Source organism: Anaerolineae bacterium (assembly GCA_013178165.1).
Classification (GTDB): Bacteria; Chloroflexota; Anaerolineae; order Aggregatilineales; family Ch27; genus Ch27.
Genome location: JABLXG010000031.1, coordinates 1 through 26,274 on the forward strand (window position 1 = coordinate 1; position 26,274 = coordinate 26,274).

Consider the following 26,274-nt stretch of genomic DNA (forward strand, 5'->3'; position numbering starts at 1 on the left):
TTTTCATGTTCCTGCAACAGAATGAAGTCGCGTGTCATTTTGAGAGAAAATACACATGCGATTTGGTGCGTAGATGGGCAACCTTCAACCGGCATCTGAATTTCAACCGCGAAAGATACACTACCCACTTTTTTGGCGGTTGACACAGCGGACATCCCGGAGGAAAATCATAGCATCGTATCGCTGTTAGAGGATGTGTCTGGATGGACGAAGGACCTGCCACGTCCGGTCTGGATGTTGGACCCAGGCGCGGCGCAACAGACGATAACTTCATAACCTGGCCCCTGGCAGGCCGTCCCTCCGCCCTCGCTTAAGCCCTCCCCATCCGGCGGCTCCGGGATGTCTCCAGGGGCAAGTGAACATCCCTGGAGGTGTACATGGAGCCGCGAATCCTTGATTCCGTTCTCGATCAGGTTCGCCGCGCCCTGGAACAGGACGATGTGACCGGCGCCGTCAACATCATTGAGGCGCTGCGTCCCTCCGACCAGGCTGAGGTCTTTGCTGAACTGGACGACGCGGCCCAGATTGCGCTCCTGCCGCAGCTGGACCCTGATGATTCGGCGGATATTCTTGAAAAACTGGACGACGAAGAAGTCGCCGAGTTGGCAACGGCCCTGCCCAACGAGGCGCTGATTCGCATCGTCGACGAGATGGAGCCGGATGAAGCCGCTGACTTGCTGGGCGACATCCCTCAGGACAAGGCCCAGCGCGTGCTGGCCGGCCTGGAAGACCCGGAAGAAATCCATCCTCTGCTGCTCCACCCGGACGATAGCGCCGGCGGCCTGATGACCTCGGAATTCCTGGCCCTGCGCCGGCGGATGACCGCCGCCGAAGCCCTGGAGGCGTTGCGCGTCTGGAAGCCGGAGGCGGAGACAATCTACTACATGTTCGTGGTGGATGCAGTTGGGCGGTTGTGCGGCGTCGTTGACCTGCGCCAGCTGGTGATGGCCGATCCTGAAACCCTTCTCACCGACATCATGGACCCCGACGTGATCTCAGTCACGGTCGGAGCCGATCAGGAGGAGTGCGCCCGCCTGATGTCGCACTACGACCTGTTGGCTCTGCCCGTGATTGACCATGACCGTCGCCTGCTGGGCGTGGTCACGATCGATGATGTGGTTGATGTGCTGGAGGACGAGGCTACCGAGGACATCCAGCGGCTGGGTGGTTCGCAGCCACTGGGACGCTCCTACCTGGAAAGCAGCGTCTGGCTGGTCATGCGCAAGCGCATCGGCTGGCTGATGTTACTCTTCCTGACGGAAAGTCTGACCGGCACGGTGCTGCGCCACTTTGAGAAGGAGCTGGAGACAGCAGTAGCGCTGGCGTTTTTCGTCCCGCTGCTGATCGGCACCGGCGGCAATGCCGGCTCCCAGACCACCAGCACAATCATCCGCGCTCTGGCGGTGGGTGACATCGAGCTGAAAGACGCGCTCAAGTCGCTGTGGCACGAACTGCGTGTCGGCCTGTTGCTGGGCCTGGGCATGGCGGTAGTGGCTTATATCCGGGCGCTAACCTGGAACTCCACGCCCGATCTGGCGGCAACCGTCTCCCTGGCCATCCTGACAATCGTGATCTGGGCTAACGGCCTGGGCGCGGTCCTGCCGCTGCTGGCAACACGCCTGCGCATCGATCCAACCGTGGTCTCTGGCCCGGTGATGAGCACCCTGGTTGACGCCACCGGCCTGTTTATCTACTTCACGATTGCCCGCCTGCTGATGGGCCTGTGACGCAGGGCAAATCGTTTGAGCAGCTGGAGAATGCCCGATGCTGAATCTCTTCAGCGGCATCTTTAAAGTTCAGCAACCCACAGAGCGCAGCTTTGGCTGGGCCGATGTCATTGTGCTGGCGATCGTGATCAGCCTGATCTATGCAGGCGTCCGTCTGGCAATCAACACCCCCGCTCAGATCGCGGGACCGCCGATCTCCCTGGCGCCTGAGGCGCTGCCCTACTATGCCATCCGCTCGGTGGGGCGCATGGCAGCGGCCTATGCGCTCTCGTTGGTCTTCGCGCTTGTGTACGGGCGCGTTGCGGCCTACCACCGTCGGGCCGAGCAAGTCCTGATGCCGCTGCTGGATGTGCTACAGAGTGTCCCCATTCTGTCGTTCCTGCCGGTAGTGCTGCTAAGCCTGAGCGCCGTGCTACCCCAGGCCACCGCCGCTGAACTGGCCTCGATCATCCTGATCTTCACCAGCCAGGCCTGGAACCTGGTGTTCGTCTGGTACCAGTCGCTGACGACCATCCCGAACGAGCTAAACGAGGCCTCAACCGTTTTTCGCTTCGGCACCTGGCTGCGCTTTAGGACGCTGGAACTGCCCTTCGCGGCGATAGGACTGCTGTGGAACAGCATGATGAGCTGGGCGGGCGGCTGGTTCTTCCTGATGGCTGCGGAGATTTTCACCGTCGGCGAGAAGGATTTCCGGCTGCTGGGGCTGGGGGCTTACCTGCATGAAGCCGCCAACCAGCAGGACTTCCGCGCCATCGCCTGGGGGATCGCTGCGCTGCTGTTGGTGATCATCCTGCTGGATCAGCTGGTCTGGCGTCCCCTGCTGGCCTGGGCTGACCGCTTCAAGCTGGAGATGGTGGAAAGCGATAATCCACCGACCTCGTGGTTCTACAATCTGCTGCAGTCTACCCATATCACCACCTGGCTGGGCCAGCACGTCTACCACCCGATCAGCGAGGCGCTGGATATGGCACTGGGGCGCTTTGGCCAGCCCGCCACGACCCAGGAGACGGCCCGCCAGCGACGCCCCTGGCTTGCTTATCTGCTGGCGCTTGTCCTGGGGCTGGGGGTGGTCTACAGCCTGGAACAGGCCGGGGAACTGCTGACGCAGGTGTCTTTCACCCAGTGGGAGGAAATCGCCCTGGGGGTAGCAGCCACGCTGGCGCGGGTCATGGCGGCGCTGGCTATCGCCCTGGCATGGACAATCCCGGTTGGCGTGTTGATCGGCACCAAGCCGCAGGTTGCCGCGGTACTGCAACCGATCGTCCAGATCGCGGCGTCGGTGCCCGCCACAGCGCTGTTCCCGGTGCTGCTGCTCTTTCTGCTTCACCTGCCGGGCGGGTTGAATATCGCCGCTGTCATACTGATGCTGATGGGCACCCAGTGGTACCTGCTGTTCAACATCATCGCCGGGGCGACAGCCATCCCCCAGGACCTCAAGTTCACCAGCACATTGCTGGGGCTAGATCGCCTGGCCCGCTGGCGCACGCTGATCCTGCCCGCCCTGTTCCCCTTTATCATCACCGGGGCGATCACGGCCAGCGGCGGCGCGTGGAACGCCAGCATCGTGGCAGAGTACTTCCACTTCGGCGGGGAAAACCATCAGGTCACCGGTATCGGCGCCCTGATCGCTGCTGCCACCGCCAGCGGCGACTTCCCGCTCCTGCTGGCGGCGACCCTGACCATGATCCTGACCGTAGCGCTGATCAACCGCCTGCTCTGGCGGCGGCTCTACCGCCGCGCGGAAGAGCAGTTTCGAATGGAGTAAGCCATGAAGAACGAACATCTGCTGCAACTCAGGGGAATCACTCAGAAATACAGCAGGGGCGAGCGGCGTTTTACGGCGGTTGAAAACGTCAACCTGACCATTGACGAAGGCGAATTCGTGGCGCTACTCGGCCCCTCTGGCTGTGGCAAAAGCACCCTGCTACGCATCGTCACCGGCCTGAACCAGCCCGCCGAAGGTCTGGTGATCTACCGCGGCCAGCCGTTGAACGGCGTTAACCCGCACGCGACGATCGTCTTTCAGACGTTCGCCCTGTTCCCCTGGCTGACTGTGCAGCAGAACGTTGAGGTGGCCCTCAAGGCGCGGGGGATGCCGGCTTCCCTGCGCACAGTGCGGGCGATTGAGCTGCTGGATATGGTCGGTCTGGATGGCTTTGAAACCGCCTTCCCGCGCGAGCTTTCCGGCGGGATGCGGCAGAAGGTCGGCTTTGCGCGGGCAATGGCCGTCGAACCGGAACTGCTGTGCCTGGACGAAGCCTTCTCCGCCCTGGATGTGCTCAGCGCTGAATCCCTGCGTGGCGAATTGCTGGAGTTGTGGACCAGCGGGTCCATCCCGACCAAAGCGATCCTGATGGTCACTCATAACATCGAAGAAGCGGTGCTGATGGCCGACCGGGTGGTAGTGATGGATAAGCAGCCGGGACGCGTGATCGCCGACCTGAAGATCCCTCTGGAGCACCCGCGCCAGCGCAAATCCCCCCAGTTTCTGGACATGCTGGATCGGGTCTACGCGCTGCTGGCCGGGCAAACCCAACCGGAGCATATTGAGCTGGGGAGTGCGCCGGGCGAGGCCGGACGCACCCGCGCCTTGCCGGATGTGTCGGTGAGCGAGCTAGCCGGTCTGTTGGAATTCCTGGACGAGATGCCCGGCAACCGCACGGACGTGTACCGGCTGGAACAGGAATTGAACCTGGGCACGGATCCGGTGCTCGCACTGACCGAGGCCGCCGAATTGCTGGGCTTCGCTACCATCGCCAAAGGCGATATTGCCCTGACACCACTGGGCGAAACCTTCGCTGAAGCCAGTATTCTGGCCCGCAAGGAGATCCTGGCCACGCGCATCCGGCGTCTGCCGATGTTCAAATGGCTGCTGGCCATGCTGGACGCCGCCGATAAGGGACAGCTCGATCGCGACGTCATCCGGCTGGCGCTGGAACTGGAATTCTCGCCGGAAGAAGCCGCCCACCAGGTTGATCTGGCGATCCAGTGGGGCCGTTACGCCGAACTACTGGCCTACGACGACAATACCGAGACGATCTTCCGGGAGATGGCGGAGGTCGACGCTGGCTGAGTTTTCTGCTATTGCGAAAACGGGGAGGGCTGGCGATAATAAACATGGCACATTTGTTCTTTCGCTGGAGGAACAACCACCATGACCGCCCGCCAGCTCCCCCTGCTACCTACTTCGGATGGGCTAAACCCGCCCCTGACGCGGGAAAGCCCCCTGCACGAGGCCATCACGCCCTTCCAGCAGTACCTGCGCCGCCAGGGCAAGACCCGCAACACCATCATCGCCTTCACCTCTGACCTCAACCTGCTCATGGAGTTCGCCGGGCGGGAGGCTCCGCTCAAGGCCCTGACGACCGATACACTCAACCGCTTCCTGCACTGGATCGAATACGGGCGCGGCATCCCCTGTAGCCAGAAGAGCTATGCTCGCCGCGTGACCACGCTCAAGGTGTTCTTCGGTTACCTGTACACTGTCGAGGTGCTCAATACCAATCCGGCGGCGGCGCTGGTGCAACGCTCCGGCAGCGCCCCGCTACCGCATGTCCTGACCCCGGCCCAGATCGACGCCGTGCTAGAAGTCACCGGGCGTCTGCGCTTTGCGGAAAAACCCGACGCCCGGCCTGACCTGCTCGTCCGCCTGCTGTTAGATACCGGCCTCAAGAAGGGGGAGGTGATGGCCCTTACCCCTGCCGACATCGACCGGACGACCACGCCGCCGATCGTCAAAGTGCGCCATGATTCGCCACGTAACCGCTACCGCGAACGCGACATCCCGCTTGATCCGGAATGGCCACCCCTGCTGGACGAGTACCTGGAGCAGTATGCGCCGAAGGAAGTCATCTTCGATTGCACAGCACGCAACCTGGAATACGTGCTCAAGGACATCGGTATCGCGGCGGGGATCACGGACTTCCTGCTGTCGTTTGTGGTGCTGCGCTGGACAAGCGCCCTGCAGGATTTGCGGCGCGGTATGGAGCCAGACCTGTTGCGAGAAAAGCAGGGCCTCAGCCGCATCAGCTGGTACGAGACCTACGCCAAGCTGCAGGCGTTGCTGGCCCGGCAGGCCGACCTGGACGCCACGCCGGGGTAATCTGCTCCGGCGCCCCTCCGCCGCGACCAATCCTTTTCCTGACTCCGGACTCGTGTCTCCTGTTTCTCCGGCCTCCTCTGGCTCTGCACCAGTTGCTTGTTTAGAACATTTGTGCTAAACTGAATATTGATCGTCCGTTCGACTGTGGAGAAAAAGCGATGATCGACGAAATGGTGGCCTACTGTGGGCTGGACTGCGCCGCCTGCCCCGCCTATCGCGCCACCCAGACCGAAGACCTGCCGCGCCTGGAGACACTGGCCCTGGAATGGTTCGGCGAGGCGAATGCTGCCAACGCCGCCTGCGATGGCTGCCTGACCGCCAACCGCGGACGGCTCAATCGCTGGTGCCGGGAATGCCCGCTGCGGGCCTGCGCCCGCGCGATGGGCATCCGGACCTGCGCCTTCTGCGCCGATTACCCGGACTGCCGCCACCTCCAGAAGATGTTTTCCCACACCCCGGACGCTAAAGCCCGCCTGGACGCGCTCCGTACCATGTTGCGCTGAGCACCCGCTTTCTGCGCGGCGGTAGCTTTCGCCCTGCTTTTCTGGCACACTACAGGCCGTGCGGAAACATCTGAGGGGGGAGAGCATGACCGCCACGCGCATGAAGTTCGCCGTGAACATCCCGCCGTTCGGGGAGTTAGCCGACCCGCGCGCCCTGGTAGCGCTGGCCCGCCAGGCGGAGGCCGCCGGCTGGGATGGTTTCTTCCTGTGGGATCATGTGGTGTTCCACCCGTTCGGGAACGCGGTAGCCGATCCCTGGGTGGCGCTGGCGGCTATCGCTACTGCCACGGAACACATCTGGCTTGGCCCGATGCTCACCCCGCTGGCCCGCCGCCGGCCCTGGCAGGTAGCCCGTCAGGCCGTCACGCTCGACCGGCTATCCAATGGGCGGCTGATCCTCAGCGTGGGGCTTGGCGACCCGGTGCAATGGGACTTCGGCTTCTTTGGGGAACCGACGGACGCCCGCGTCCGGGCGGAGATGCTGGATGAAGGGCTGGCAATCATCACCGGCCTGTGGCGTGGGGAGCCGTTCCACTTTGAAGGGAAGCACTACCACCTGCAGGAGTTGATCTTCCTGCCGCGCCCGCTGCAACAGCCGCGCATCCCGATCTGGGTGGGCGGCTGGTGGCCCCACCGCCGCCCGCTGACCCGCGCCGCTCGCTGGGATGGGGTTTGCCCCGGCGCGGACAGGCCGCTGAAGCCCGACGACTGGCGGGAGATCATGGCTCATGTGGCCCGCCACCGGACGACCGACACTCCGTTTGACGCCGTGCACAGCGGCCCGCTGCCGACCGACCCCGGCACAGCGGCGGAGGCGATCGCCCCCTATTCAGAAGTGGGAGTCACCTGGTGGGTGGCCGACACGCTGGGCGATGTGCCCTGGGATGACCCACAGTGGGTCGAAAAGATTGTGCCCAATATCCGCGAGCGCATCGCCCAGGGGCCACCGAGGATCGGGTAGGGCGCTACCACCGCTCCCAGTGGACGACCTCGGCCAGCGGACGGCGGCCGCCCTTCCTGGCCGGGCGGGGCTGCGCCGCCTCCCCCGCCGGATAGCCGAAGGACAGCACCAGCCGGGCTGATTTTTCCGCCGGGTAGCCCAGGATTGCCCGCGCGGCGGCTTCGTCGTAGATCGTGCCGGGGCAGGAGCCGACACCCAGCGCCTGGGCGGCAAGTTGCATGTAGGCCGCCGCTTGGCCGGCGTCAAACATGTGCCAGGGGTAGCGATCGTTGCCCTCCGGGGCAGGCGTGACGATGACCACACACAACGCTGCTCCGGCCACATGGCCCATCCACGGCCCGGTGGTGGCCAGGGCGCGCAGCGTCTCCCGCTCCCGGATGGCGATGAAATCCCACGGCTGGGAATTCTTGGCGCTCTGGGCGCGGCGGCCCGCGTCCAGGATGCGAATCACAACCTGCTCCGGCAATGGCTGATCCGCGAACTGGCGGACAGCCCGCTTGCTGCGGATGGCTTCCCACACGTCCATGATCCGGCCTCCCCCCATGATTCCCACGCTGCCTCTATTGTACCGCCGGGGTGAGGAGCGGAATCGGACGCGCCGGCTTGCGTCCGCTTGTGCCAATCTGCGCCCCGGTGATAATCTGGTCACGCATCTGTGCGGCCTGTACATCTGGGGCCACCTATGAAGAACCGCTTCACCCTGCTCCTGCTGGTCATCATCGAAGTCACCGCCCTGTTGTTGTTCTTCATCCTCACCGACATCTCGCCCTATGTTCGCGGCGGGTTTGGCTGGCGCTGGCCGTTCGCGCCCGTCCCGCTGGGGAAGGCTCTAGCGCTGTTCGGCGTGCTGGGCGCCTATGCTGGCGGCGCGTACGTCCTCGTTCACCGTGTCCGCCAGACCGCTCCGGTGCTGGCCTGGGCCTTTCTGGGAGCCGTCCTGATCCCCGGCGCCGTGATCGGGCTGCGTCACGACGATGTGATCTTCGAGCTGCTCAGCCGGACGCTCTCCAGCCTGACCACCGGGCCACATCACGCTGCCGCCGAACTGGACTGGAGCACCGACCCGCTGCGCCGCTGGCCGGCGGTGATGGCGAGTTTCGTCGGGCGCAATAACCACATGTCCACCAGTCCGCCGGGGGCGATCCTCTTCTATGCCATGCTCAACGCTCTGTTCCGGGAGCTGCCGGGCGTTGCCGGGCAGCTGCAACAGGCGCTGCTGCCCTACTTCTGCGACAACCCCATGCTGCTCCAGTACGCGCCGGAGGAATGGGCGTCGGCCCTCTTCGGCACGTTAATGCCGCTCTGGGCAGCCCTGGCCGTCTTCCCGCTGTACAGCAGCACGCGGCGGCTTTCCACGCCGGAGCAGGGCCGCTGGGCGGCGATCTGGTGGCCGCTGGTGCCCGCCGTCAGCCTGTTCGCCGCCAGCCCGAACACGTTCTACCCGCTGCTGACCCTCCTGGCGTTCGATCTGATCACCCGCTGGTGCTGCTCAGAGCACGGCGCGTACCGCTTCGGGCTGGCCGGGCTGATCACGGGGCTGGGTACCTTCGCCTATGCGGCCTTCGCCCCTGTGCCGGTGATGCTGGGGTTGTATGTCGTGCTCGATCTGGTCAGGAAGTACGGCTGGAATCTCCTGCGTGTGCTGCGGGCAGGCCTGCCGCTGGCCGCCTGGCTGGTCGCCGGGTTCGGCCTACCCTGGCTGATCTTCTGGCTGGCCAGCGATCTCACGCCGCTCGACATCCTGGCCGCTTCCATGACCCAGCACATCCCCCTGGAGCGGCCTTACCTGCCCTGGGTATGGCTGCACCTGCAGGACTGGGTGCTATTCACCGGCGTCCCCCTGATCGCGCTGTGGCTGGCCGGGACGTTCCACCCGGCAAAGGAACCGGAAGCCAGGGCAATCGGTAACGTCGGTCTGGTGATGCTCATCGCCATCCTCATAATCGACCTCAGCGGCATCTCACGCGGGGAGACCGGGCGCGTCTGGCTGCTCTACACGCCGTTCGTGCTGATTGCCGCCGCGGACGGCCTGCACCGGCTGGCCGGGGAGCGTCGCCAGGCGGCTGCCTGGGGCGTGATCGCCGCCTGCCAGGTGGCGCTGCTGGTCGCCCCGGCGGCCATGTGGGACACGATGATCTCCGATCTGGGGCCACCTCCCACCCCGCCCGGTAGCCTGCAGGCAACACAGCCCGCCGATGCCCACTTCGGCGATCTGTTTACCTTAACCGGCTGGGACGCGACTGCCGAGGATGGGGCGATCGTGCTCCGGCTGGACTGGCAGGCTGCCAGGCGCACGACCACGCCTTATACATTCTCAGCGACGCTGGTGGGGCCGGACGGCATACCCACGCCGGAGGTGATCACCTGGCAACCGTTGGACGCGCGCTATCCAACCACGTGCTGGGCGCCCGGCGAACAGGTGGGCGATGCCATCCGCCTGCCACTACCAGAGGATGCCGCGCCGGGCGAATGGCGAATCAGGCTGACCGCGTTTGCCGATGACACGCCGGAGGAACCGCTGCCGGTCACCACTGCTGATGGGCGGCAGGCAGCGGAGCTTGAGCTGGGACCGGTCACAATCCGGTAGGATGAGACCGGTTCTCACCATATCGGCATGGTTTACAAAATTCAAAAATTAATATAAAATGTAAACAATAAGTATATGTAAGGTAACCTCGCGGAGGGTGATACCATGAACGGCATTGGAGAGCGCCTTAAACTGGCACGGGTCAGGTCACGCCTCAGCCAGCGCGATCTGGCCGCTCGTGCCGGCGTGAGCGCCATGGCTATCTCAAAGTATGAGAACAATGAGATGATGCCTGGCTCAGAGGTGTTGCTCAGGCTAAGTGCAGCCCTGGACGTGCGCCCGGAGTTCTTCCTGCGCAACGCCCCGTCACTGGCAATCGAACCCGTCTACCGCAAACACAGCAGACTCGGTGCAAAGGCACAACACGCTATCCAGGCCCAGATTCAGGACTGGCTGGAACGCTACCTGCTGGTCGAATCGCTTTGCCTGGAAGAGCACCGCTTTGAAATGCCAGAAGGTTTCCCGCAGGAAGTACGGACTCTGGTAGAAGCGGAGGAAGCCGCTGCCGCGTTGCGGCAGATCTGGCAACTCGGCAACGATCCGATCAACAACCTGACCGAGTTGCTGGAGGCGAAGGGGATCAAGGTTGGTCTGATTGCGGGCGACGACAATTTCGACGCCTGCACCTTCCTCTACAATGGCAAAGCACCTATCATTGCGGTCAATAGCAACCGCCCCGGCGACCGGCAACGCTTTGATCTGACCCACGAGCTGGGACACATCATGTTGAAGGTGGCAGGCAAATTGGATGAGGAAAAGGCAGCGCACCGCTTCGCCGGGGCCTTTCTTGTCCCTGCGGAAGCGGCCCGCCAGGAACTGGGCGAGCAACGGACACACCTCGACCTCCTGGAGCTAGTCATGCTCAAGCGAAAATACGGCATGAGCATGGGGGCCTGGATTTACCGGGCCAAAGACCTGGGCATCCTGAGCGAACACGCCGCCGAAGGGTTGTGGCGGCAGTTGAGCGCCCGCCGCTGGCGCAGACAGGAGCCTGAGCCATTACCGCCGGAAACGCCCGGCAGGATGCACCGCTTGGTACGGCGCTTGCTGGCAGAGAGGATCATTTCGGAGGCACGCGCGGCGGAGTTGATGGGTCTGTCACTGGGTGTCTATCTGAAGCAGAGAACGAGCCTCTATGATCCAGAGCCAGCCGTCAATCTGCATCGCTGACACCAATATCATCATCGACCTGTATCAGGGTGGCATACTGGCGCACCTCTTTCAGCTTCCCTTTCAATTCGCTGCCCCAGATGTCATCGTCGCGGAGTTACAAGACCCTGAAGGCGCGCAGGTTGAGTTGATGGGCATGGCCCGCCTTTCGCTGGAGCCTCGACAACTTATCGAGGTTATAACGCTTTCCCGACAGTATCCTCGTATTTCGGTCAACGATCTGCAGGCCTTTGTGCTGGCTCGAGACCGGAAGGCCACACTCCTGACCGGCGATCACGCTCTGCGCAGGCTTGCCAGAGAAACCGGTATCCCGGTGCATGGTACACTCTGGCTGCTGGATGAAATGGTGCGCCTGGATGTGCTTTCTGAGAGTGAGGCTGCCACCGCGTTGAAAGCCATGCTTGACAACAACTGCCGTCTCCCCCTTGAGGAATGCGAAACACGGTTGAGGCGCTGGGAATAACCCTTCCGAACAAAAACAGCCAGCGGAAGGGCTGGCTGCCTTTGATGATCTTTCGTACTGGCTGGTAAGGAAGCTACGCCGGGGCTTTCTCCCGCGCGGGGGGTCGCGCCGCCTGCTTCTCCTCCGCCTGTTTGATCCAGGCCAGGTAATCCTCCCGGAAGTGCTTGATCGTCGCCACCACCGGGTTGACGGCGAACTCCCCCAGCGCGCACAGGGTGATCCCGGCCATCTGCCCGGCCACGTCAGCCAGGATGTCGATATCCTTCTCAGATTGCACCCGCCCACCAAGCAGGGCGCGGTAGCGCATCTTGCTCCAGTAGGTTCCCTCGCGGCACGGCGTGCACTTCCCACAGCTTTCGTGGGAGAAAAACTCCATCATTTTAGCCGCCGCCCAGGCCATGTTGACCGTCTCATCCAGCAGGATGATCGAGGCTGAACCGAGCGTCGAGCCAATCTGGGCCACTGCTTCATAGGTCAGTGGGGTGTCCAGCACTTCATCCGTCGCGGGCAGAACCGGCCCCGAGGCGCCGGAGGGCAGGATGGCCTTGAGCCGCCGGTCGTCCGGGATGCCGCCCGCGTGCTCAAAGATCAACTCACGGAAGGTGATGCCCAGCGGCAGCTCGTAGTTGCCAGGGCGGGCCACATGCCCGCTCAGGCAATAAATCTTGGGGCCAGGGCTTTCCGGCGTACCCATCTGCTTGTAGGCGTCCGCGCCGTGCATGATGATCCAGGGGACGTTGGTCAGAGTCTCCACATTGTTGACGACCGTCGCCTCGTAGTAGAGGCCACCGCCCTTTTGCGCCGGGAAGGGTGGGCGCACCCGTGGCTGGCCCAGCAACCCCTGCAAACTGTTGAGCAGTGCCGATTCCTCCCCACAGATGTAGGCGCCCGCGCCCAGATGAGTGTACATTTCGCACGACCAGCTGGAGCCGAGGATGTTCTGGCCGAGGAAGCCCGCCTCGCGGACAGCGGCGATATGCTGATCCAGCTCATGGGCCAGGTCCCAGAATTCGCCGCGGCAGTAAACATAGATGGCCTTCGCCTGGATGGCATAAGCGGCGATCAGCGCGCCTTCGATCAGCTGGTGTGGGTTCTTTTCCAGAATCTCACGGTCTTTGAACGTGCCCGGTTCGGATTCATCAGCGTTGACCACCACATACTTGATCGGTTCATGCTTGGGGATGAAGCTCCATTTGACGCCGGTCGGGAAGCCTGCGCCGCCACGTCCGCGCAGGTTGGAGGCTTTGACCACCTCGATCACCTCGTCGGGTGTCATCGTAGTGACTGCTTTCCGGAACGCCTCAAAGCCGCCATGCTGCCGGTAAACCTCAAGGCGGTGGATGTTCTCAATGTCCCGATGCCGCAGTAGGATGTGCTGCTCCACTTGGTACGCTCCCTGAGTAAGCCCGCGCTGCCGGGTACCGGCTTGCCGCGCTACCGCCACAGGACCGGGCGGTGAGCTGGACCGGATATTGCACGGGAATTATAGCAAGACCATCGCATTTTTCCGAATGACCGGCCTGCACCAGATTTGACCTGCCGCCCGTCTCCCGACCTCCTGATCTCCCGGTCTCGCGGTACAATCAGGGTCATCAACATCAGCGACCAGTTTCATCGGCGGGGTGATCTCGCCCGGAGCAAGGGGGTTATCATGCGCGTTGTGATCATTGGCGGCAGCGGTCATGTGGGCACCTATCTGATCCCGCGCCTGGTCGAGGCCGGGCATGAAGTCGTCAACGTCAGCCGGGGCCGCCGGGAACCGTACCAGCCTCACGCGGCCTGGGCGCAGGTGCAGACAGTCACGCTCGACCGGGAGGCGGAAGAGCGCGCCGGGACGTTTGGGTCACGCATCGTCGCCCTGCACCCCGATGTCGTCATTGACATGATCTGCTTCACCCTGGACAGCGCCCGCCACCTGGCGGAAGCGCTACGCGGGCATGTCCAGCACTTCCTGCACTGTGGCACAATCTGGGTGCATGGGCCGAGCGTTCAGGTACCAACCACCGAAACCCAGCCGCGCCGCCCCTTTGGCGAGTACGGTATCCAGAAGGCCGCGATTGAGGCTTACCTGCTACGTGAAGCCCGGCTGAACAACTTCCCGGCGACCTGCCTGCATCCGGGGCATATCGTCGGCCCGGGCTGGGTGCCACTCAACCCACAGGGCAACTTCAACCCGGCCATCTACGAGAAGCTGGCCCACGGCGAGGAAGTCACCCTCCCCAACATCGGCATGGAAACCGTCCACCATGTTCACGCCGACGACGTGGCTCAGAGCTTCATGTGCGCCCTGGCTAACTGGAGCGAGGCCGTTGGCGAAAGCTTCCATGTTGTCTCCGAAGCGGCGTTGACCCTGCGCGGCTATGCGGAGACAGTGGCTGGCTGGTTCGGGCAGGAAGCCCGGCTGCGTTACCTGCCCTGGGAAACGTGGAAAGAAACCGTCCCGCCGGAAGATGCTCAGGCCACCTGGGATCACATTGCTCACAGTCCCAACTGTAGCATCGAGAAGGCACAACGCCTGATCGGCTACCGCCCGCGCTACAGCTCGCTGCAGGCGGTCAAGGAATCGCTGGAGTGGCTGGTCGCTAATGACCAGCTCAGGCCGTAGGCCCGCTGAGGAGGAACCTGGCGTGCCGGAAGTTATCCGCTTTGAAGCACTGACCTGGCCGGAAGTCGCCGCGCTGCCGCGCGACCTGCCGCTGGTGCTGCCGCTTGGCGAGGGCTACGCCCCGGCGGCGATCGCCGCCGCCGTGGGCGCGGAAACGTTCGCCCTGCTCCCGGCGCTACCCTACGGCTGGGCGGGGAGCATCGTCACTGTCGAGCCAGATTTGCTACGCTGTGTCGTGGCCGGGATTTTCAGCGGCCCGGCGGAAGACGGCTTCACGCGGCTGATCGTCGTCCACGGCGGCACAGAGGCCCTCGCTGCGCCGGGCATCGAGCACCTCCGGCTGGATCGCTCTGCCCCGGCGGAAGCCGGGATCGAGGTCTCGCCACAGCGCGTGATCCTGATCCCCTGCGGGCACACCGAACAGCACGGCTATCACCTGCCGCTAAACACCGACACGGTCATCATCGAGGCCATCGCCCGCGGCGTGGTTACCGCCATTCCTGAGGAGGCGACCATGCTGCCAGTGCTCCCCTACGGTGTCAGCACCCACCGCGCCAGCTTCGCCGGGACCTTCAACATGGGCGGGCGAGTCTTTGAGGACTTCCTGCTGGCGGTGGTAGCGGCGCTGGTGGCGCGCGGCGCGGACCGCCTGTACCTGATCAGCGGGCACGGCGGCAACGTTTCCTTCCTGGTCAACGTGGTCAAATATGCCGGGGAGCGACATCCGGGCATCTTTGCCGCCACAGCCTGGCTGCACACCTCCGGCGCCCTGGCTGCGCCGATCCTGGCCCGCTACCGCCGTTCCGGGCGGGGCGGGATGGGCCACGCTGGCGAACTGGAGACATCCTACATGCTCCACTTGCACCCGGAACTCTGCCACATGGATCGCGTGGTCGACGAGACGGATTTCATCAGCACACCCAACTACTACATGGACTGGATCGAAGGCGGTGACCTGATCGCCAACCCGCCCTGGACGGACGACACGCAGACGGGCAGCTATGGCGCGGGCAGCCTGGCTACGGCCGAGAATGGGGCGCGCTGGCTGGAGGCCGCCATCGCCGAGAAGATCGGCCACGTCCGCGAGATTCACGAGCAGCAAAGCCGTCGCCTGGCCCGCCGGGCGCAACAGGCTCACCGTTAACGAGGATATTCATGCTTGCCAGACGAATCATCCCCTGCCTGGATATCAAAGATGGTCGCGTGGTCAAAGGTGTCAACTTCGTCGACCTGCGCGACGCCGGCGACCCCGTGGAACACGCCCTGGTCTACGACCGCGAAGGCGCTGATGAACTGGTCCTGCTGGATATCACCGCTTCCCATGAGGGGCGGGACATCCTGCTGGATGTCGTGCGGCGGGTGGCGGAAAACATCTTCATCCCCTTTTGTGTCGGCGGCGGCATCCGCACCATCGACGACATGCGGGCAACCCTGCTGGCCGGCGCGGATAAGGTCTCGGTCAACAGCGCGGCAGTGCGCAACCCGACGATCATCAACGAAGGAGCGCTTCGCTTTGGCAGCCAGTGCATCGTCGTGGCCATCGATCCCCGGCGGGTCGATGGCCGCTGGATCGTCCACATCAACGGCGGGCGCATCCCGACCGACAAAGAGGCCGTCGCCTGGGCCAAAGAGGTCGAAGCGCGCGGCGCCGGCGAAATCCTGCTGACCAGCATGGATCGCGACGGCACGCAGATCGGCTACGACATTGAGCTGACCCAGGCCGTCAGCGCAGCGGTCAGCATCCCCGTGATCGCCTCTGGCGGCGCGGGACGGCTGGAGCACTTCAAAGAAGCGCTGACGATCGGCGGGGCGGACGCCGCGCTGGCGGCCAGTCTGTTCCATTTCCGGACGCTCTCGGTGAAGCAGGTCAAGGCGTACCTGGCGGAACAGGGTGTGCCGGTGCGCCCGGCCTGAAGGGGTAATCCCCACAGCGCAGAATCGAAAACCGGGGGCGTCGGTCAGCCCCCGGTTACGAATGAATGGTGCGGGTCGTCGGCTGCCGATCGGGCAGCCCCATCCCAAAATGACGGTTGTTATCCTGCTGCTACAATTGCGGTTCGGCCCCGACCATGACAGCCGGCGCCACGTCCCTGGGAATTGCCGGTCGTTGTCGTAGCGCTGCTGGTTGCCTGTAACGTCCTCACTACCTGCAGAAGTTGCCCTTTTCCGCCTGTTTGTCCCAGGAGTGCCGTTGCGGGCAGCGCCGGGCCGACAACGTTGTTCACCCGTCATTATACCGCCGCTGTCAGGCGCTAACGGGCGATTTTATACTTTATTTAGCTTCATGCGCCGTTGACAAAAACGCCCTCCCGGCGGGAGGGCGCGAAGTCGCTATAGGATTTGTAGGCTGTCCAGGGCTACAGCTTGACGACGTCAGCAGCCTGCAGACCCTTGGGGCCTTCAACAATGCTGAACTCTACCTGCTCGCCTTCCTCCAGGTTGCGGAAGCCGGTACCGACGACTGCCGAGTAGTGGACGAAAACATCAGGGCCATTCGGCTGCTGAAGGAAGCCGTAACCCTTGGTGGTGTTGAACCACTTCACGACACCTCTGATGCGTTCCGCCATTGCAACTTGCTCCTTAAACATAGATAGCTTGATGGGTTCGGCAGGCTATGAGGGGCGCCGGTACAAAAAACGCCCGGAACACCGGGCGTCGTCTGCATCACAGCACACTACAAGCCTGCGTCCTACACCGGAAAATGTAAATCCTTTCCGGTTTTTTGTCAATGGATTGGCCGGGGCCACGCGACCATCTGATCTCGAGTGCGGGCAAAGGTCAACCACAAGTTAAAAAGTCAGGCAGATGAGAGGGAGAGCGCCTGTACAGCCTGATGCCGCCGCTGTGACCCGGCACATTTCTCTTGGCTCTTGGCTCTACCTCCGTCGCCAGAACCCCGGACAGGCCCTTGATGCCCTTGCCGCTCGACCCGCGCCCAGGCGCTTCAATCCCGGCTGCCCAGCAGCCGCAGCAGGAACAGGAACATGTTGACAAAATCGAGGTACAGCGCCAGTGCTCCGATGATGCTCAGCTTCATCGCCAGGCTGCCGTCCTCCTGCAACTGGGGCTGGGCGGCCATCGCCCGGATCCGCTGGGTGTCATAAGCGGCCAGGCCGGTGAAGAGCAGCACGCCAACGATGCTGATGATCAGATTCAGTCCGGAACTGGCCAGGAACAGGTTGACCAGCATGGCAACCAACAGGCCGATCACCCCCATGAACAGGAAGGAGCCAAAGCGGGTCAGGTCGATCTGGGTGGTGAAGCCGACGATGGTCATGGCCCCGAACATTGCCGCTGTAGCCACAAACGCCGCCGAGATCGACGCACCGGTGTAAACCAGGAAGATCCCGGCCAGCGTGAAGCCATTCAACGCCGCATAGACAAAGAACATCAGGCTGGCCACCGCCGGTGAGAGCCGCGGCAGTGCGGCGCTCAGGGCAAAGACCAGGATCAACTCGCTGATCAGGGCGATCCACAGGACGGGGCTGGCCAGCAGAGCCAGCAGCGCCGGCGTGTTGACCGTCACTACGGCCACGCCAGCCGTCACCAGCAGCCCAAACCCCATCCACAGGTACACCCAGCGCAGGATGTCCTGCGCCTCCACCCGCACCGTTGACGCAGGCAGGGAGTCTTCTTGCCATTTGTAGTACGACATAACCGCCTCCTCAACCGTTACAGCATAGTCGTCATGCTATGATGGTATACGATCTTGCTGTCAAAAGGTTATCAGGGCAGCATAAGAATCGTATGAGAGTTCAGCAAGAGGTCGGTGGCACAAGAGAGGGGCCAGATTCGGTGCAATGCCTGTAGCTGTAGCAGCGCGATCGCGGGGGACAGCTGTGCTATGCCCTCCCGGCGGCCTCCAGGTCGCTTTGTTCGCTGGCGGCGTGATGCCTCACTGACGGGATTCGCCTGCGCCCGCGCCAGGCTATCCATGCCGCTGGCCCGCCCGGCGTGGTATACTCCCCACCGATATGCGCTATTGATCCGCACGCAAGGCCGATCATGATCGATCTGACGATCTCCACTGCACTGGAGCAACTCGACCGGGGGGAGATCACCGCCCTGGCCCTGACCGAAGCCTGCCTGGCGCGCATCCGCCAGCTTGACCCGCAGCTGCGGGCTTTCCTCACCGTGACTGAGGAACTGGCGCTGGAACAGGCTGCCGCCGCCGATCGCCGCCGCGCCGCCGGGGAGCGCGCCCCGCTGCTGGGCATCCCGCTGGCGATCAAGGACATTATTGCCACGCAGGGCGTGCAGACCACTGCTGGCAGCCGCATCCTGGAAGGCTTCAGGCCGCCCTATACGGCCACCTGTGTTCAGCGCCTGCTGGATGCCGGGGCGATCCTGCTCGGCAAGACCAACACTGACGAATTCGCCATGGGGTCTAGCACGGAAAACTCCGGCTATTTCGCCACGCGCAACCCCTGGGACCTGACCCGCGTGCCCGGCGGCAGCAGCGGCGGCAGCGCGGCAGCTGTCGCCGCGCGGATGGCCCCCGGCGCACTGGGCACAGACACCGGCGGCAGTGTCCGCCAGCCGGCGGCCCTGTGTGGAACGGTCGGCCTGAAGCCCAGTTACGGGCGCGTCTCCCGCTACGGCCTGATCGCCTATGCATCCTCACTGGATCAGGCCGGGACGTTCACCCGCACTGTGCGCGATGCCGCTCTGTTGCTGGGTGTGATGGCCGGGCACGATCCGCATGACGCGACGACAATGCCCCTGCCCGTGCCGGATTACGCCGCCGTGCTGGATGGTGCGGATGTGCGCGGGTTGCGTATCGGCCTGCCACAGGAGTATTTCACCGCGGGCATCCAGCCAGAAGTGGAAGCGGCGGTACGGGCAGCAGTGGAAACGCTGGCCCGCCTGGGCGCGGAAGTGATGGAGATCAGCCTGCCGCACACCCGCTATGGTTTGCCGGTCTACTACCTGGTGGCCACCGCCGAGTGCTCGGCTAACCTGGCCCGCTTTGACGGGGTACGCTACGGCCCGCGCCTGAAAACCGGCGATATGTGGCAGGATTATAAGACCACCCGCGGCACGCTTTTCGGGCCAGAAGTCAAGCGGCGGATCATGCTCGGCACGTATGCGCTCTCCGCCGGGTACTACGACGCCTACTACGGCAACGCCCAGAAGGTGCGTACCCTGATCCGGGACGACTTCAACCGCGCCTTTGAACAGGTCGATGTGATCGTCACACCGACCTCGCCGACGACGGCCTTCCGGCTAGGCGAGAAGGTGGATGATCCGCTGCAGATGTACCTTTCGGATGTATATACCGTGACGGTCAACCTGGCTGGATTGCCGGGCCTGTCGTTGCCCTGTGGTTTTGATGGCAGCAGGCTGCCCGTAGGCCTGCAGATCATCGGCCCGGCCTTTGAAGAAGCGCGCCTGCTGCGCGTCGGCCACGCGTACCAGCAGGCCACTGACTGGCATCTCCGCGCCCCAACGCTGGCCTGAGAACCTGTGGCAACCCGCCAGAACCCGGACGCTGGAAAGGATAACCGGTTTACATGAAAGTGATCATCCCCCTGGCCGGCTTTGGAACCCGGCTGCGCCCCCTGACCTACAGCCGTCCCAAGCCGCTGGTCAATGTCGCCGGCAAGCCGATCCTGGGCCATCTGCTGGACAAACTCAAGGTGTTGCCGGTGGAGGAGTACATCTTCATCACCGGCTACCTGGGCGATCAGATTCAGGCTTATGTCTCCCAGAATTACGGCGAGACCCCGGCCCGCTACTTTGAACAAAAGGAACTGAACGGCCAGTCCCCGGCCATCTACCTGGCCAGAGAGGCGATCAGCGGTCCGGTGATCATCCTGTTCGTAGATACGATCTTCGAGGGCGACATCAGCTTCCTGGCCACCACTGACGCCGATGCCTACGCCTTCGTCAAAGAGGTGGACGATCCGCGCCGCTTCGGGGTAGCGGCAGTCAACAGCGAAGGCATTGTCCACCAGTTCATCGAGAAGCCGGACACCTTGGACAACCGGCTGGCTGTGATCGGCATGTACTACATCCGCGATTCGGCAGCCATGCTGGACGCCATCCGCACCCAGCTGGAGGAAGGCCGCAAGACCAAAGGGGAATACTACCTGGCCGACGCCTTCCAGATCATGGTCGATCGCGGCACAAAATTCCGCGTGGCCGAAGTGGAGGAATGGCTGGACGCAGGCACGTCACAGGCCCTGCTGGAGACCAACCGCCTGCTGCTGGAGCGCGGGCGGGACAACATCGCTGCCATCAACGCCGAGGGCTTCGTGATCATCCCGCCGGTGTACATCCACCCCACTGCCAGGATCACCAACAGCGTGATCGGCCCCTACGTCACCCTGGGCAAGAATTGCCGCGTCGAAAACTGCATCATCCGCGACTCGATTGTTGACGCGGATACCGTGCTGGAAAACATCCTGATCTCCGGCAGCCTGGTCGGGCAGAACGTGGAGGTCAAAGGCGCGTTCCGCTCGATCAACGTCGGCGATTCGACCAGCCTGCGCTACGAGTAGCGCAACAAGCGAGCAGCCTCACCCCGATCGGCCAGCCGGCTGCGGCGTGAGGCTGCTCGTCGAGCGCTCGATCAGCTGCCTGCCGGACGGCGGCGCAGGTACAGGAAGCCCCCCACCGCGATCAGAAACAGCCCGATGACCAGACCCAGTACCTGGTTGGGGCCGAAGCCATTGCTATCGCCGATGCCAATGGCGTCAGCCAGAATAAAAACCACCGCCACAATCAGACCCACCAGAATCAGAGCGATTCCCACCCAACGCGCGGACATCATCATTTTCCTCCACAAATACTCCGGCCAGACCAGCCGCGGACACAACAACACTCTTGCTGCAAAAGTCCCATAGCGGCGGGCAACCATTCCCTGAGGGAGGCCCGCCCCCAAAGGGGATTATACTTCACCCACCGATTAGCGGGAACGCGGCGAACGACAGGCGCAGGAAGAGGTCGGGAGACCAGGAGGCCAGGAGGCCGGAAAGTAGCGGTGACGGCGATACACTGCCGGGTGATAACCGCCAGCGGGGCAGGCAAATCCTCCGATCAATCCTAATTAAACGACCATTTGAGAAAAATGTCACAATCCTGTGTGATGTCCTGTAGTGCCTGGCCGCCGTCTGAACTGTTATAGTACAGTGGACCTGCAAGGCAGATTATGAGCCTGTGAAGGAGTAATATCTTGGAAGTCTGGCTGGTGGTTTTGCTGGGCGGGGCATTCCTGTGCGCGCTGCAGGCCATCCGGGCGCAGCAGTTGCTGGCGTCCGCGATCTGGCTGGCCGCAGTCAGCGCGCTGGTCGCCATCGCCCTGTACCTGATCGGCGCGCCACAGGTGGCCGTCATCGAACTGAGCGTCGGCGCCGGGCTGGTGACGGTACTCTTCGTCTTCGCCATCAGCATCGCCGGGGAAGACGCTATGACCCTGCCGGCTGCTGTGCCGCGCCCGCTGGCTGTTGCCCTGGTCATTCTTTCCGCCGGGCTGCTCGGCTGGATGACCCTGCCCGCCCTGGGGATCAAGCCCCCGCTGGCGGAAAGCCCGTTTGCGCAGATGCTCTGGCAGGAGCGCGGCCTGGATGTGCTCGTCCAGGTAGTACTGATCTTCGCCGGGGTGATCGGTGTACTGGGCCTGCTGGGGGAAGCTCGCGCCGCCCGCACCCAGGCGGTACCCGGGACCCTGCCGGAGAAAGACGGCGCCACCCGCAAGCAGGAGGTGCAACCATGAGCGCATCCGCATTGCACATCCTGCTGCTGGGCACGCTGGCGCTGATCGGAGTCGGGCTGTACGGGCTGCTGGCCGTGCGCAACCTGATCAAGGTGATCGTCGCCCTGCAGATCATGGTCAAGGGCGCGTTGCTGGCCCTGGTCATGGCTGGCGCTGCCGCCGGACAGCCTAACCTGGGCCAGAGTCTGGCGGCGACCGTGATCGTGGCGGATACCGTGGTAGCGGTAGTCGGGCTGGCGCTGGCGGTGCAGGTGCGCCGGTATGTGGGCACCCTGGATGTCCGGGCGCTCTCCAGCCTGAAGAAGTAGAGGGACGCAATGGTTAACGGACTCCTGATTGCGCTCGTCATTGGCCTGCCCTGGCTGGGCGCGCTGATCGTCTGGCGGACGGGCGATGCACACCCGGAGAGGCAGCACCGCCTGGCGGCGGGCTTCAGCCTGGCGGCGGCGCTGGCGGCGCTGCTCCTGCTGACCGCACCGGGCAACACCCCCGCCCTCACCCTGGCGCTGGGCGGGTTGTTCGGCGATTCCACGTTCATCCCGGACGGGCTGGGTGTGCTGCTGGCGGCGATTGCCACGGTAGTCGGCTCCCTGGCGGTGATCTTCTCGATCGACTACATGCATGGCGAAGCAGGGCTTGGCCGCTACTACGCTCTGGTGCTGTTCTTCATCGGTGCGATGGCCGGGCTGGTGCTGAGCGGCAGCCTGCTGGCGATGTTCTTCTTCTGGGAGATCACCGCCCTGTGCTCCTACGCGCTGATTTCCTTTAACAACGACGATCCAAAAGCGGTGGCTGGCGGCATCAAAGCCCTGCTGATCACCTCGCTGGGCGGTGTGGGCCTGCTAATCGGGGCGCTCGTGATTTACGCCTATACCGGCAGCTACCAGATCGCTGATCTGCTGGCCAGGCCGGAAGCCATCCCGCCAGACGTGCTGAGTCTGATCGCCTTCGGCTTCCTGCTGGCGGCGGCGGCGAAATCCGCCCAGTTCCCCTTCCACAGCTGGCTACCGGGGGCCATGGAAGCCCCGACGCCGATCAGCGCCCTGATCCACGCCGCAACGATGGTCAATGCGGGCGTCTACCTGCTGGCCCGTTTCTACCCGGCCTTCGCGGCGGTGCCCGGCTGGACGACAGCCGTAGTCGCCGTCGGGCTGATCTCGGCCCTGATGGCGGCGGCGATGGCGCTGGTGGCCCAGGACCTCAAACGCGCCCTGGCCTATTCGACCATCAGCCAGCTGGGATACATGGTTTACGCGGTGGGCGTTGGCGGAGTCTTCGCCAGCCAGTTCCACCTGCTCAGCCATGCGGTCTTTAAAGCCCTGCTCTTCCTGGGCGCGGGCGCAGTCATCCACGCCGTTGGCACCCGCGATATGCGTCAGATGGGCGGTCTGGGCCGCCGGATGCCATTTGTGCGCAATGCATTTGTGATCGGCGCGCTGGCCCTGGCCGGCATCCCTGTGCTCAACGGCTTCTGGAGCAAAGAGCTGGTGCTGGAAGCCGGGCTGCACAGCGGGCCAGGGTGGGCCTTCGCCGGGATGCTGATTGGCGCCGGGCTGACCGCGCTTTATACCTTCCGCATGGTCTGGTTAGTCTTCTACGGGGAGCCGCGGGCGGCGCTGCACGCCCACGACGCGACGCTGGCCATGCGCTTTTCGCTCGGCGCGCTGGCCATCGGCGCGCTGGTAACCTGGTTGCTGGCCGGGCCGCTGGGCCATCTCTTTGAGGCCACATTGCCACATCACGCGCTGCACATCCCGGGCACCGGCGAACTGGTGGCCGAGATCATCGGCGCGCCGGGGACATGGCTGGCGCTGGCGGTTGTGGCAGCAGGACTGGCCCTGTGGTGGTGGCGGGAGCGCTTCCGCTGGCTGGCGGCGGTGCTGGAACCGCTGCTGGGCCGCGCCGCGGAGCGAGACTTTGGTTTTGAGTGGCTGAACGCCCGGATCGCGGGTGCAACCATCGGGAGCGCCGAGGCGCTGCGGACGACGCAGACCGGCCTCCTGGGCTGGAATGTGGCCGGTATCGTCGGCGGGCTAATCGTTGTGCTCGCCATCCTGTTGCTGGCCTGGGGAGCCTGAGGATATGACGGCTTTTGCCTGGTTAATCATCGTGCCGCTGGCCGCGTCGCCGCTGGTCTACCTGACCGGCCAGTGGGGTATCCGCCGCGGCCATCCGGGCGCGGCGCGCTGGGCGGGACTGATCGCCCTGCTGGCGGCATGGGTGCCATTCACCCAGGCTGCCGCTGGCTTTGCCGCAAACGGCACGGCGACCCTGACCGCCGGGGCGCAGATGCTGGCTTTAGATGGCGTCAGCCTGCTACTGGCGGCGCTGGCGCTGGGGCTGGGCACGCTGGTGGCGCTCTATTCGGCGGCCTACATGGCTGCTGACGACGGGCAGGACAAGTATTACGCCATGCTGGTCCTGTTGGTCGGGGTCATGATCGGCCTGGGCTGCGCCACCGATCTGTTCAACCTGTGGCTGTGGTTCGAGGGGATGGCCATCTCGACCTACCTGCTGGTTGCCTTCTATCGGACACAACCGGCCTCGCTGGAAGCAGGCGTCAAGTATCTGGTGCAGAGCGCGGTCGGTTCGGTCTTTGTGCTGTTCGGCATCGCCCTGGTGCTGGCCCAGACCGGGACGCTGACGCTGGGAGAGATCGCGGCGCAGGCCACGCTGACGCCGGGTTTCCTGGCGGCGGGCGCGCTGTTCGTGATCGGCTTCGGGGTCAAGGTGGCGGCTGCGCCCATGCACACCTGGCTGCCAGACGCCCACGCCCAGGCCCCCAGCGGGATCAGCGCCATGCTCTCCGGCGTTGTGATCGAGGCCGGGTTGATCGCCCTGTTGCGCGCCCTGAGCGCGCTGGCCGGGCTGGCTCTGCCCTGGGGCGTACTCCTGATGGCCTTTGGCGCGTTAAACATGCTCGTCGGCAACCTGATGGCCCTCCGCCAGCAACAGGTCAAGCGGCTGCTGGCCTTCTCCAGCCTGAGCCACGTCGGCTATATGCTGATCGGCCTGGGCGTGGCCGTCTATGCCGGGGAAGCCGCCGGCGCGGAAGGCGGGCTGTTCCATATGCTGACGCACGGTCTGATGAAGGGCCTGGCCTTCCTGGCGGCGGGCGCGCTGCTGTGGGCGCTGCACCTGGCCCGCGGCGATCACGGCGCCCTGACGATCGATGACCTGCGCGGCGCAGCACGGCGCTACCCGCTGATCGCGCTGGCCCTGAGCGCTGCCGTGCTGGCGCTGGGCGGGCTGCCGCCGCTGGCCGGCTTCATGTCCAAGTGGCAGATCTTCCAGGCCGGGGCAGCAACACATGAGACGGCGCTCCTGCTGGTGGTGATCTTCGCCGGGCTGAACAGCGTGCTCTCGCTGGCCTATTATGCGCCGCTGGTCAACACCATGTACCGCCGGGAGCCGTCCGAGGCGGTGCTGGCCGGCGCGCCTGTCCCGGCGTCGATGCGCCTCCCGTTGATCGTCCTGCTGCTGGCAGTGGTGATCGTCGGTTTCTGGCCAGGGCTGCTGGCCGGTCTGACCGGCCCGGCAGGGGCGGCGCTGCTGGCCGCCTTCGGCGGAGGTTAGATCGCTCAGTGATGGCGCAGGCAGAAAGGCTGACCATGGTCCGCGTTAACGAGAAAAAAGAAGGGGCGCTGGCCGCCCTGCAGGACGCGGTGGACGAGGCGACGGCTTACTTCGCCAGGGTCAACGCCAACCTCTACGACGGCTATCAGACCGCCCACGAGGTGCTGGCCCAGCTCGTCTTCTGGCATCGCCAGCATGTCCGCGTCGCGCGGATGCTATTGGTCGGGCAGGCCCCCGATCTGTTGACCGGGACACGCCCGGCGCTCAACCGGGCGGCCTGCGCTGAGCGTCGCACGATGACCATGGCTGACCTGGTAGACCAGCTGGCCGATCAGCAGCGGGAGCTGGACACCCTGCTGCGGGAACTGCCGGATTGGACGATCGACTTTCCGATCAAGCAGGGCGGGCGACCCTGCACAGTAGAAGACCGGGTGCTGGCCCTGGCAACCGGCATCAACAACCATGTCGCCCAGTTCAGGCGTGCTGCTGTGGCTCGCCAGACCCGGTCAACGCTGAACTAGCGAAGGAGACACTGCGTGGAAGTTCTACTCACGCCACCTCTGGCTTTTGCGATTTACCTGCTACTGGCTGGCGCGCTGAGCCTGTTCGGGCGGCGGCTGGCTGAGCGCGGCAAGATCAGCCCGCTCAAGGCCAGCACCTACGCCAGCGGCGAGGCTTCGCCGACGCGGCCTGCCGCACCCGGCTACCGGCCGTTCTTCGTGATCGCGCTGTTCTTCGCCATCTTGCACCTGGGCATCCTGATCCTGGGTAGCGGATTAGCTACGCCCATCACGGGCGTCTACCTGGCCGGACTGATGCTGGCCCTGCTGGCCCTGATTCTGGGGTAATGGAGCGATAGCCAT

General features: G+C 64.1%; 25 protein-coding genes. 20 read left to right on the forward strand and 5 right to left on the reverse strand.

Annotation, left to right across the window (positions count from 1 at the left end; translation table 11 throughout):
- Nucleotides 1–377 precede the first annotated feature (377 nt).
- The 6 genes from mgtE to HPY64_14985 all read left to right on the forward strand — a co-directional run bounded on the left by mgtE (nt 378) and on the right by HPY64_14985 (nt 7,293).
- A complete protein-coding gene (gene mgtE / locus HPY64_14960) occupies nt 378–1,727 on the forward strand; it encodes a magnesium transporter (protein ID NPV68441.1) in 1,350 nt (449 codons plus the stop codon).
- A 37-nt stretch (nt 1,728–1,764) separates the two neighbouring features.
- Nucleotides 1,765–3,492: an ABC transporter permease subunit gene (locus HPY64_14965; GenBank protein NPV68442.1), complete on the forward strand. Its 1,728-nt coding sequence runs from the start codon at nt 1,765–1,767 to the stop codon at nt 3,490–3,492.
- A 3-nt stretch (nt 3,493–3,495) separates the two neighbouring features.
- Entirely contained in the window at nt 3,496–4,800 is a 1,305-nt protein-coding gene (locus tag HPY64_14970) for an ATP-binding cassette domain-containing protein (GenBank protein ID NPV68443.1), read from the forward strand.
- Nucleotides 4,801–4,881: 81 nt separating this feature from the next.
- Complete coding sequence (locus HPY64_14975) at nt 4,882–5,829, forward strand: site-specific integrase (protein ID NPV68444.1); 948 nt, start codon at nt 4,882–4,884, stop codon at nt 5,827–5,829.
- Nucleotides 5,830–5,987: 158 nt separating this feature from the next.
- Complete coding sequence (locus HPY64_14980; GenBank protein NPV68445.1) at nt 5,988–6,332, forward strand: DUF3795 domain-containing protein; 345 nt, start codon at nt 5,988–5,990, stop codon at nt 6,330–6,332.
- Between the two features lie 100 nt (nt 6,333–6,432).
- Nucleotides 6,433–7,293 carry an LLM class flavin-dependent oxidoreductase gene (locus tag HPY64_14985; GenBank protein NPV68446.1) on the forward strand — a complete coding sequence of 287 codons (861 nt, stop codon included), beginning with the start codon at nt 6,433–6,435 and terminating at the stop codon, nt 7,291–7,293.
- A gap of 4 nt (nt 7,294–7,297) precedes the next feature.
- Here the strand turns inward: HPY64_14985 and HPY64_14990 are convergent, their stop codons facing one another.
- Nucleotides 7,298–7,819 carry a nitroreductase family protein gene (locus HPY64_14990; GenBank protein NPV68447.1) on the reverse strand — a complete coding sequence of 174 codons (522 nt, stop codon included), beginning with the start codon at nt 7,817–7,819 and terminating at the stop codon, nt 7,298–7,300.
- Between the two features lie 156 nt (nt 7,820–7,975).
- Between HPY64_14990 and HPY64_14995 the strand changes: the two genes are divergently transcribed.
- The 3 genes from HPY64_14995 to HPY64_15005 all read left to right on the forward strand — a co-directional run bounded on the left by HPY64_14995 (nt 7,976) and on the right by HPY64_15005 (nt 11,513).
- A complete protein-coding gene (locus HPY64_14995) occupies nt 7,976–9,880 on the forward strand; it encodes a hypothetical protein (protein NPV68448.1) in 1,905 nt (634 codons plus the stop codon).
- A gap of 105 nt (nt 9,881–9,985) precedes the next feature.
- Nucleotides 9,986–11,050, forward strand: coding sequence for an ImmA/IrrE family metallo-endopeptidase (locus HPY64_15000; protein NPV68449.1), 1,065 nt, complete (start codon nt 9,986–9,988; stop codon nt 11,048–11,050).
- Nucleotides 11,016–11,513: a DUF3368 domain-containing protein gene (locus HPY64_15005; protein ID NPV68450.1), complete on the forward strand. Its 498-nt coding sequence runs from the start codon at nt 11,016–11,018 to the stop codon at nt 11,511–11,513. The genes HPY64_15000 and HPY64_15005 overlap by 35 nt, the downstream gene beginning before the upstream one ends.
- Nucleotides 11,514–11,586: 73 nt before the next feature.
- Here HPY64_15005 and nuoF read toward each other — a convergent pair whose 3' ends face one another.
- A complete protein-coding gene (gene nuoF, locus HPY64_15010) occupies nt 11,587–12,897 on the reverse strand; it encodes an NADH-quinone oxidoreductase subunit NuoF (protein NPV68451.1) in 1,311 nt (436 codons plus the stop codon).
- A gap of 267 nt (nt 12,898–13,164) precedes the next feature.
- Between nuoF and HPY64_15015 the strand changes: the two genes are divergently transcribed.
- From HPY64_15015 to hisF, 3 genes are read left to right on the forward strand one after another with little or no spacing between them, the layout of a single operon-like run.
- Nucleotides 13,165–14,118, forward strand: a complete 954-nt coding sequence (locus HPY64_15015; GenBank protein ID NPV68452.1) for an NAD(P)-dependent oxidoreductase — start codon at nt 13,165–13,167, stop codon at nt 14,116–14,118.
- Between the two features lie 22 nt (nt 14,119–14,140).
- The gene (locus HPY64_15020; GenBank protein NPV68453.1) at nt 14,141–15,262 is read left to right on the forward strand and encodes a creatininase family protein; all 1,122 of its coding nucleotides are present in this window, start codon (nt 14,141–14,143) and stop codon (nt 15,260–15,262) included.
- An 11-nt stretch (nt 15,263–15,273) separates the two neighbouring features.
- Nucleotides 15,274–16,032: an imidazole glycerol phosphate synthase subunit HisF gene (gene hisF / locus HPY64_15025; protein NPV68454.1), complete on the forward strand. Its 759-nt coding sequence runs from the start codon at nt 15,274–15,276 to the stop codon at nt 16,030–16,032.
- A 443-nt stretch (nt 16,033–16,475) separates the two neighbouring features.
- Here hisF and HPY64_15030 read toward each other — a convergent pair whose 3' ends face one another.
- Together HPY64_15030 and HPY64_15035 are read right to left on the reverse strand one after the other, a co-directional pair.
- Entirely contained in the window at nt 16,476–16,685 is a 210-nt protein-coding gene (locus HPY64_15030; protein NPV68455.1) for a cold-shock protein, read from the reverse strand.
- A gap of 377 nt (nt 16,686–17,062) precedes the next feature.
- The gene (locus HPY64_15035) at nt 17,063–17,773 is read right to left on the reverse strand and encodes a Bax inhibitor-1/YccA family protein (GenBank protein NPV68456.1); all 711 of its coding nucleotides are present in this window, start codon (nt 17,771–17,773) and stop codon (nt 17,063–17,065) included.
- Nucleotides 17,774–18,123: 350 nt separating this feature from the next.
- Between HPY64_15035 and gatA the strand changes: the two genes are divergently transcribed.
- On the forward strand, nt 18,124–19,578 hold the full coding sequence (gatA, locus tag HPY64_15040) for an Asp-tRNA(Asn)/Glu-tRNA(Gln) amidotransferase subunit GatA (protein NPV68457.1): 1,455 nt from the start codon (nt 18,124–18,126) through the stop codon (nt 19,576–19,578).
- 53 nt (nt 19,579–19,631) lie between these two features.
- The gene (locus HPY64_15045; GenBank protein ID NPV68458.1) at nt 19,632–20,621 is read left to right on the forward strand and encodes an NTP transferase domain-containing protein; all 990 of its coding nucleotides are present in this window, start codon (nt 19,632–19,634) and stop codon (nt 20,619–20,621) included.
- 71 nt (nt 20,622–20,692) lie between these two features.
- Here HPY64_15045 and HPY64_15050 read toward each other — a convergent pair whose 3' ends face one another.
- A complete protein-coding gene (locus HPY64_15050) occupies nt 20,693–20,893 on the reverse strand; it encodes a hypothetical protein (GenBank protein ID NPV68459.1) in 201 nt (66 codons plus the stop codon).
- Nucleotides 20,894–21,295: 402 nt separating this feature from the next.
- Between HPY64_15050 and HPY64_15055 the strand changes: the two genes are divergently transcribed.
- The 6 genes from HPY64_15055 to HPY64_15080 are packed head-to-tail and all read left to right on the forward strand — an operon-like array spanning nt 21,296 to nt 26,259.
- Nucleotides 21,296–21,835 carry a DUF4040 domain-containing protein gene (locus HPY64_15055; GenBank protein NPV68460.1) on the forward strand — a complete coding sequence of 180 codons (540 nt, stop codon included), beginning with the start codon at nt 21,296–21,298 and terminating at the stop codon, nt 21,833–21,835.
- On the forward strand, nt 21,832–22,143 hold the full coding sequence (locus HPY64_15060; protein NPV68461.1) for an NADH-quinone oxidoreductase subunit K: 312 nt from the start codon (nt 21,832–21,834) through the stop codon (nt 22,141–22,143). The genes HPY64_15055 and HPY64_15060 overlap by 4 nt, the downstream gene beginning before the upstream one ends.
- 9 nt (nt 22,144–22,152) lie before the next feature.
- Nucleotides 22,153–23,913 carry an NADH-quinone oxidoreductase subunit L gene (locus tag HPY64_15065; protein ID NPV68462.1) on the forward strand — a complete coding sequence of 587 codons (1,761 nt, stop codon included), beginning with the start codon at nt 22,153–22,155 and terminating at the stop codon, nt 23,911–23,913.
- A 4-nt stretch (nt 23,914–23,917) separates the two neighbouring features.
- The gene (locus HPY64_15070) at nt 23,918–25,411 is read left to right on the forward strand and encodes a hypothetical protein (protein NPV68463.1); all 1,494 of its coding nucleotides are present in this window, start codon (nt 23,918–23,920) and stop codon (nt 25,409–25,411) included.
- A gap of 35 nt (nt 25,412–25,446) precedes the next feature.
- Nucleotides 25,447–25,932 (forward strand): hypothetical protein, encoded by a 486-nt coding sequence (locus HPY64_15075; protein ID NPV68464.1) that lies wholly within the window; start codon nt 25,447–25,449, stop codon nt 25,930–25,932.
- A gap of 15 nt (nt 25,933–25,947) precedes the next feature.
- Nucleotides 25,948–26,259 (forward strand): hypothetical protein, encoded by a 312-nt coding sequence (locus HPY64_15080; GenBank protein ID NPV68465.1) that lies wholly within the window; start codon nt 25,948–25,950, stop codon nt 26,257–26,259.
- Nucleotides 26,260–26,274 lie beyond the last annotated feature (15 nt).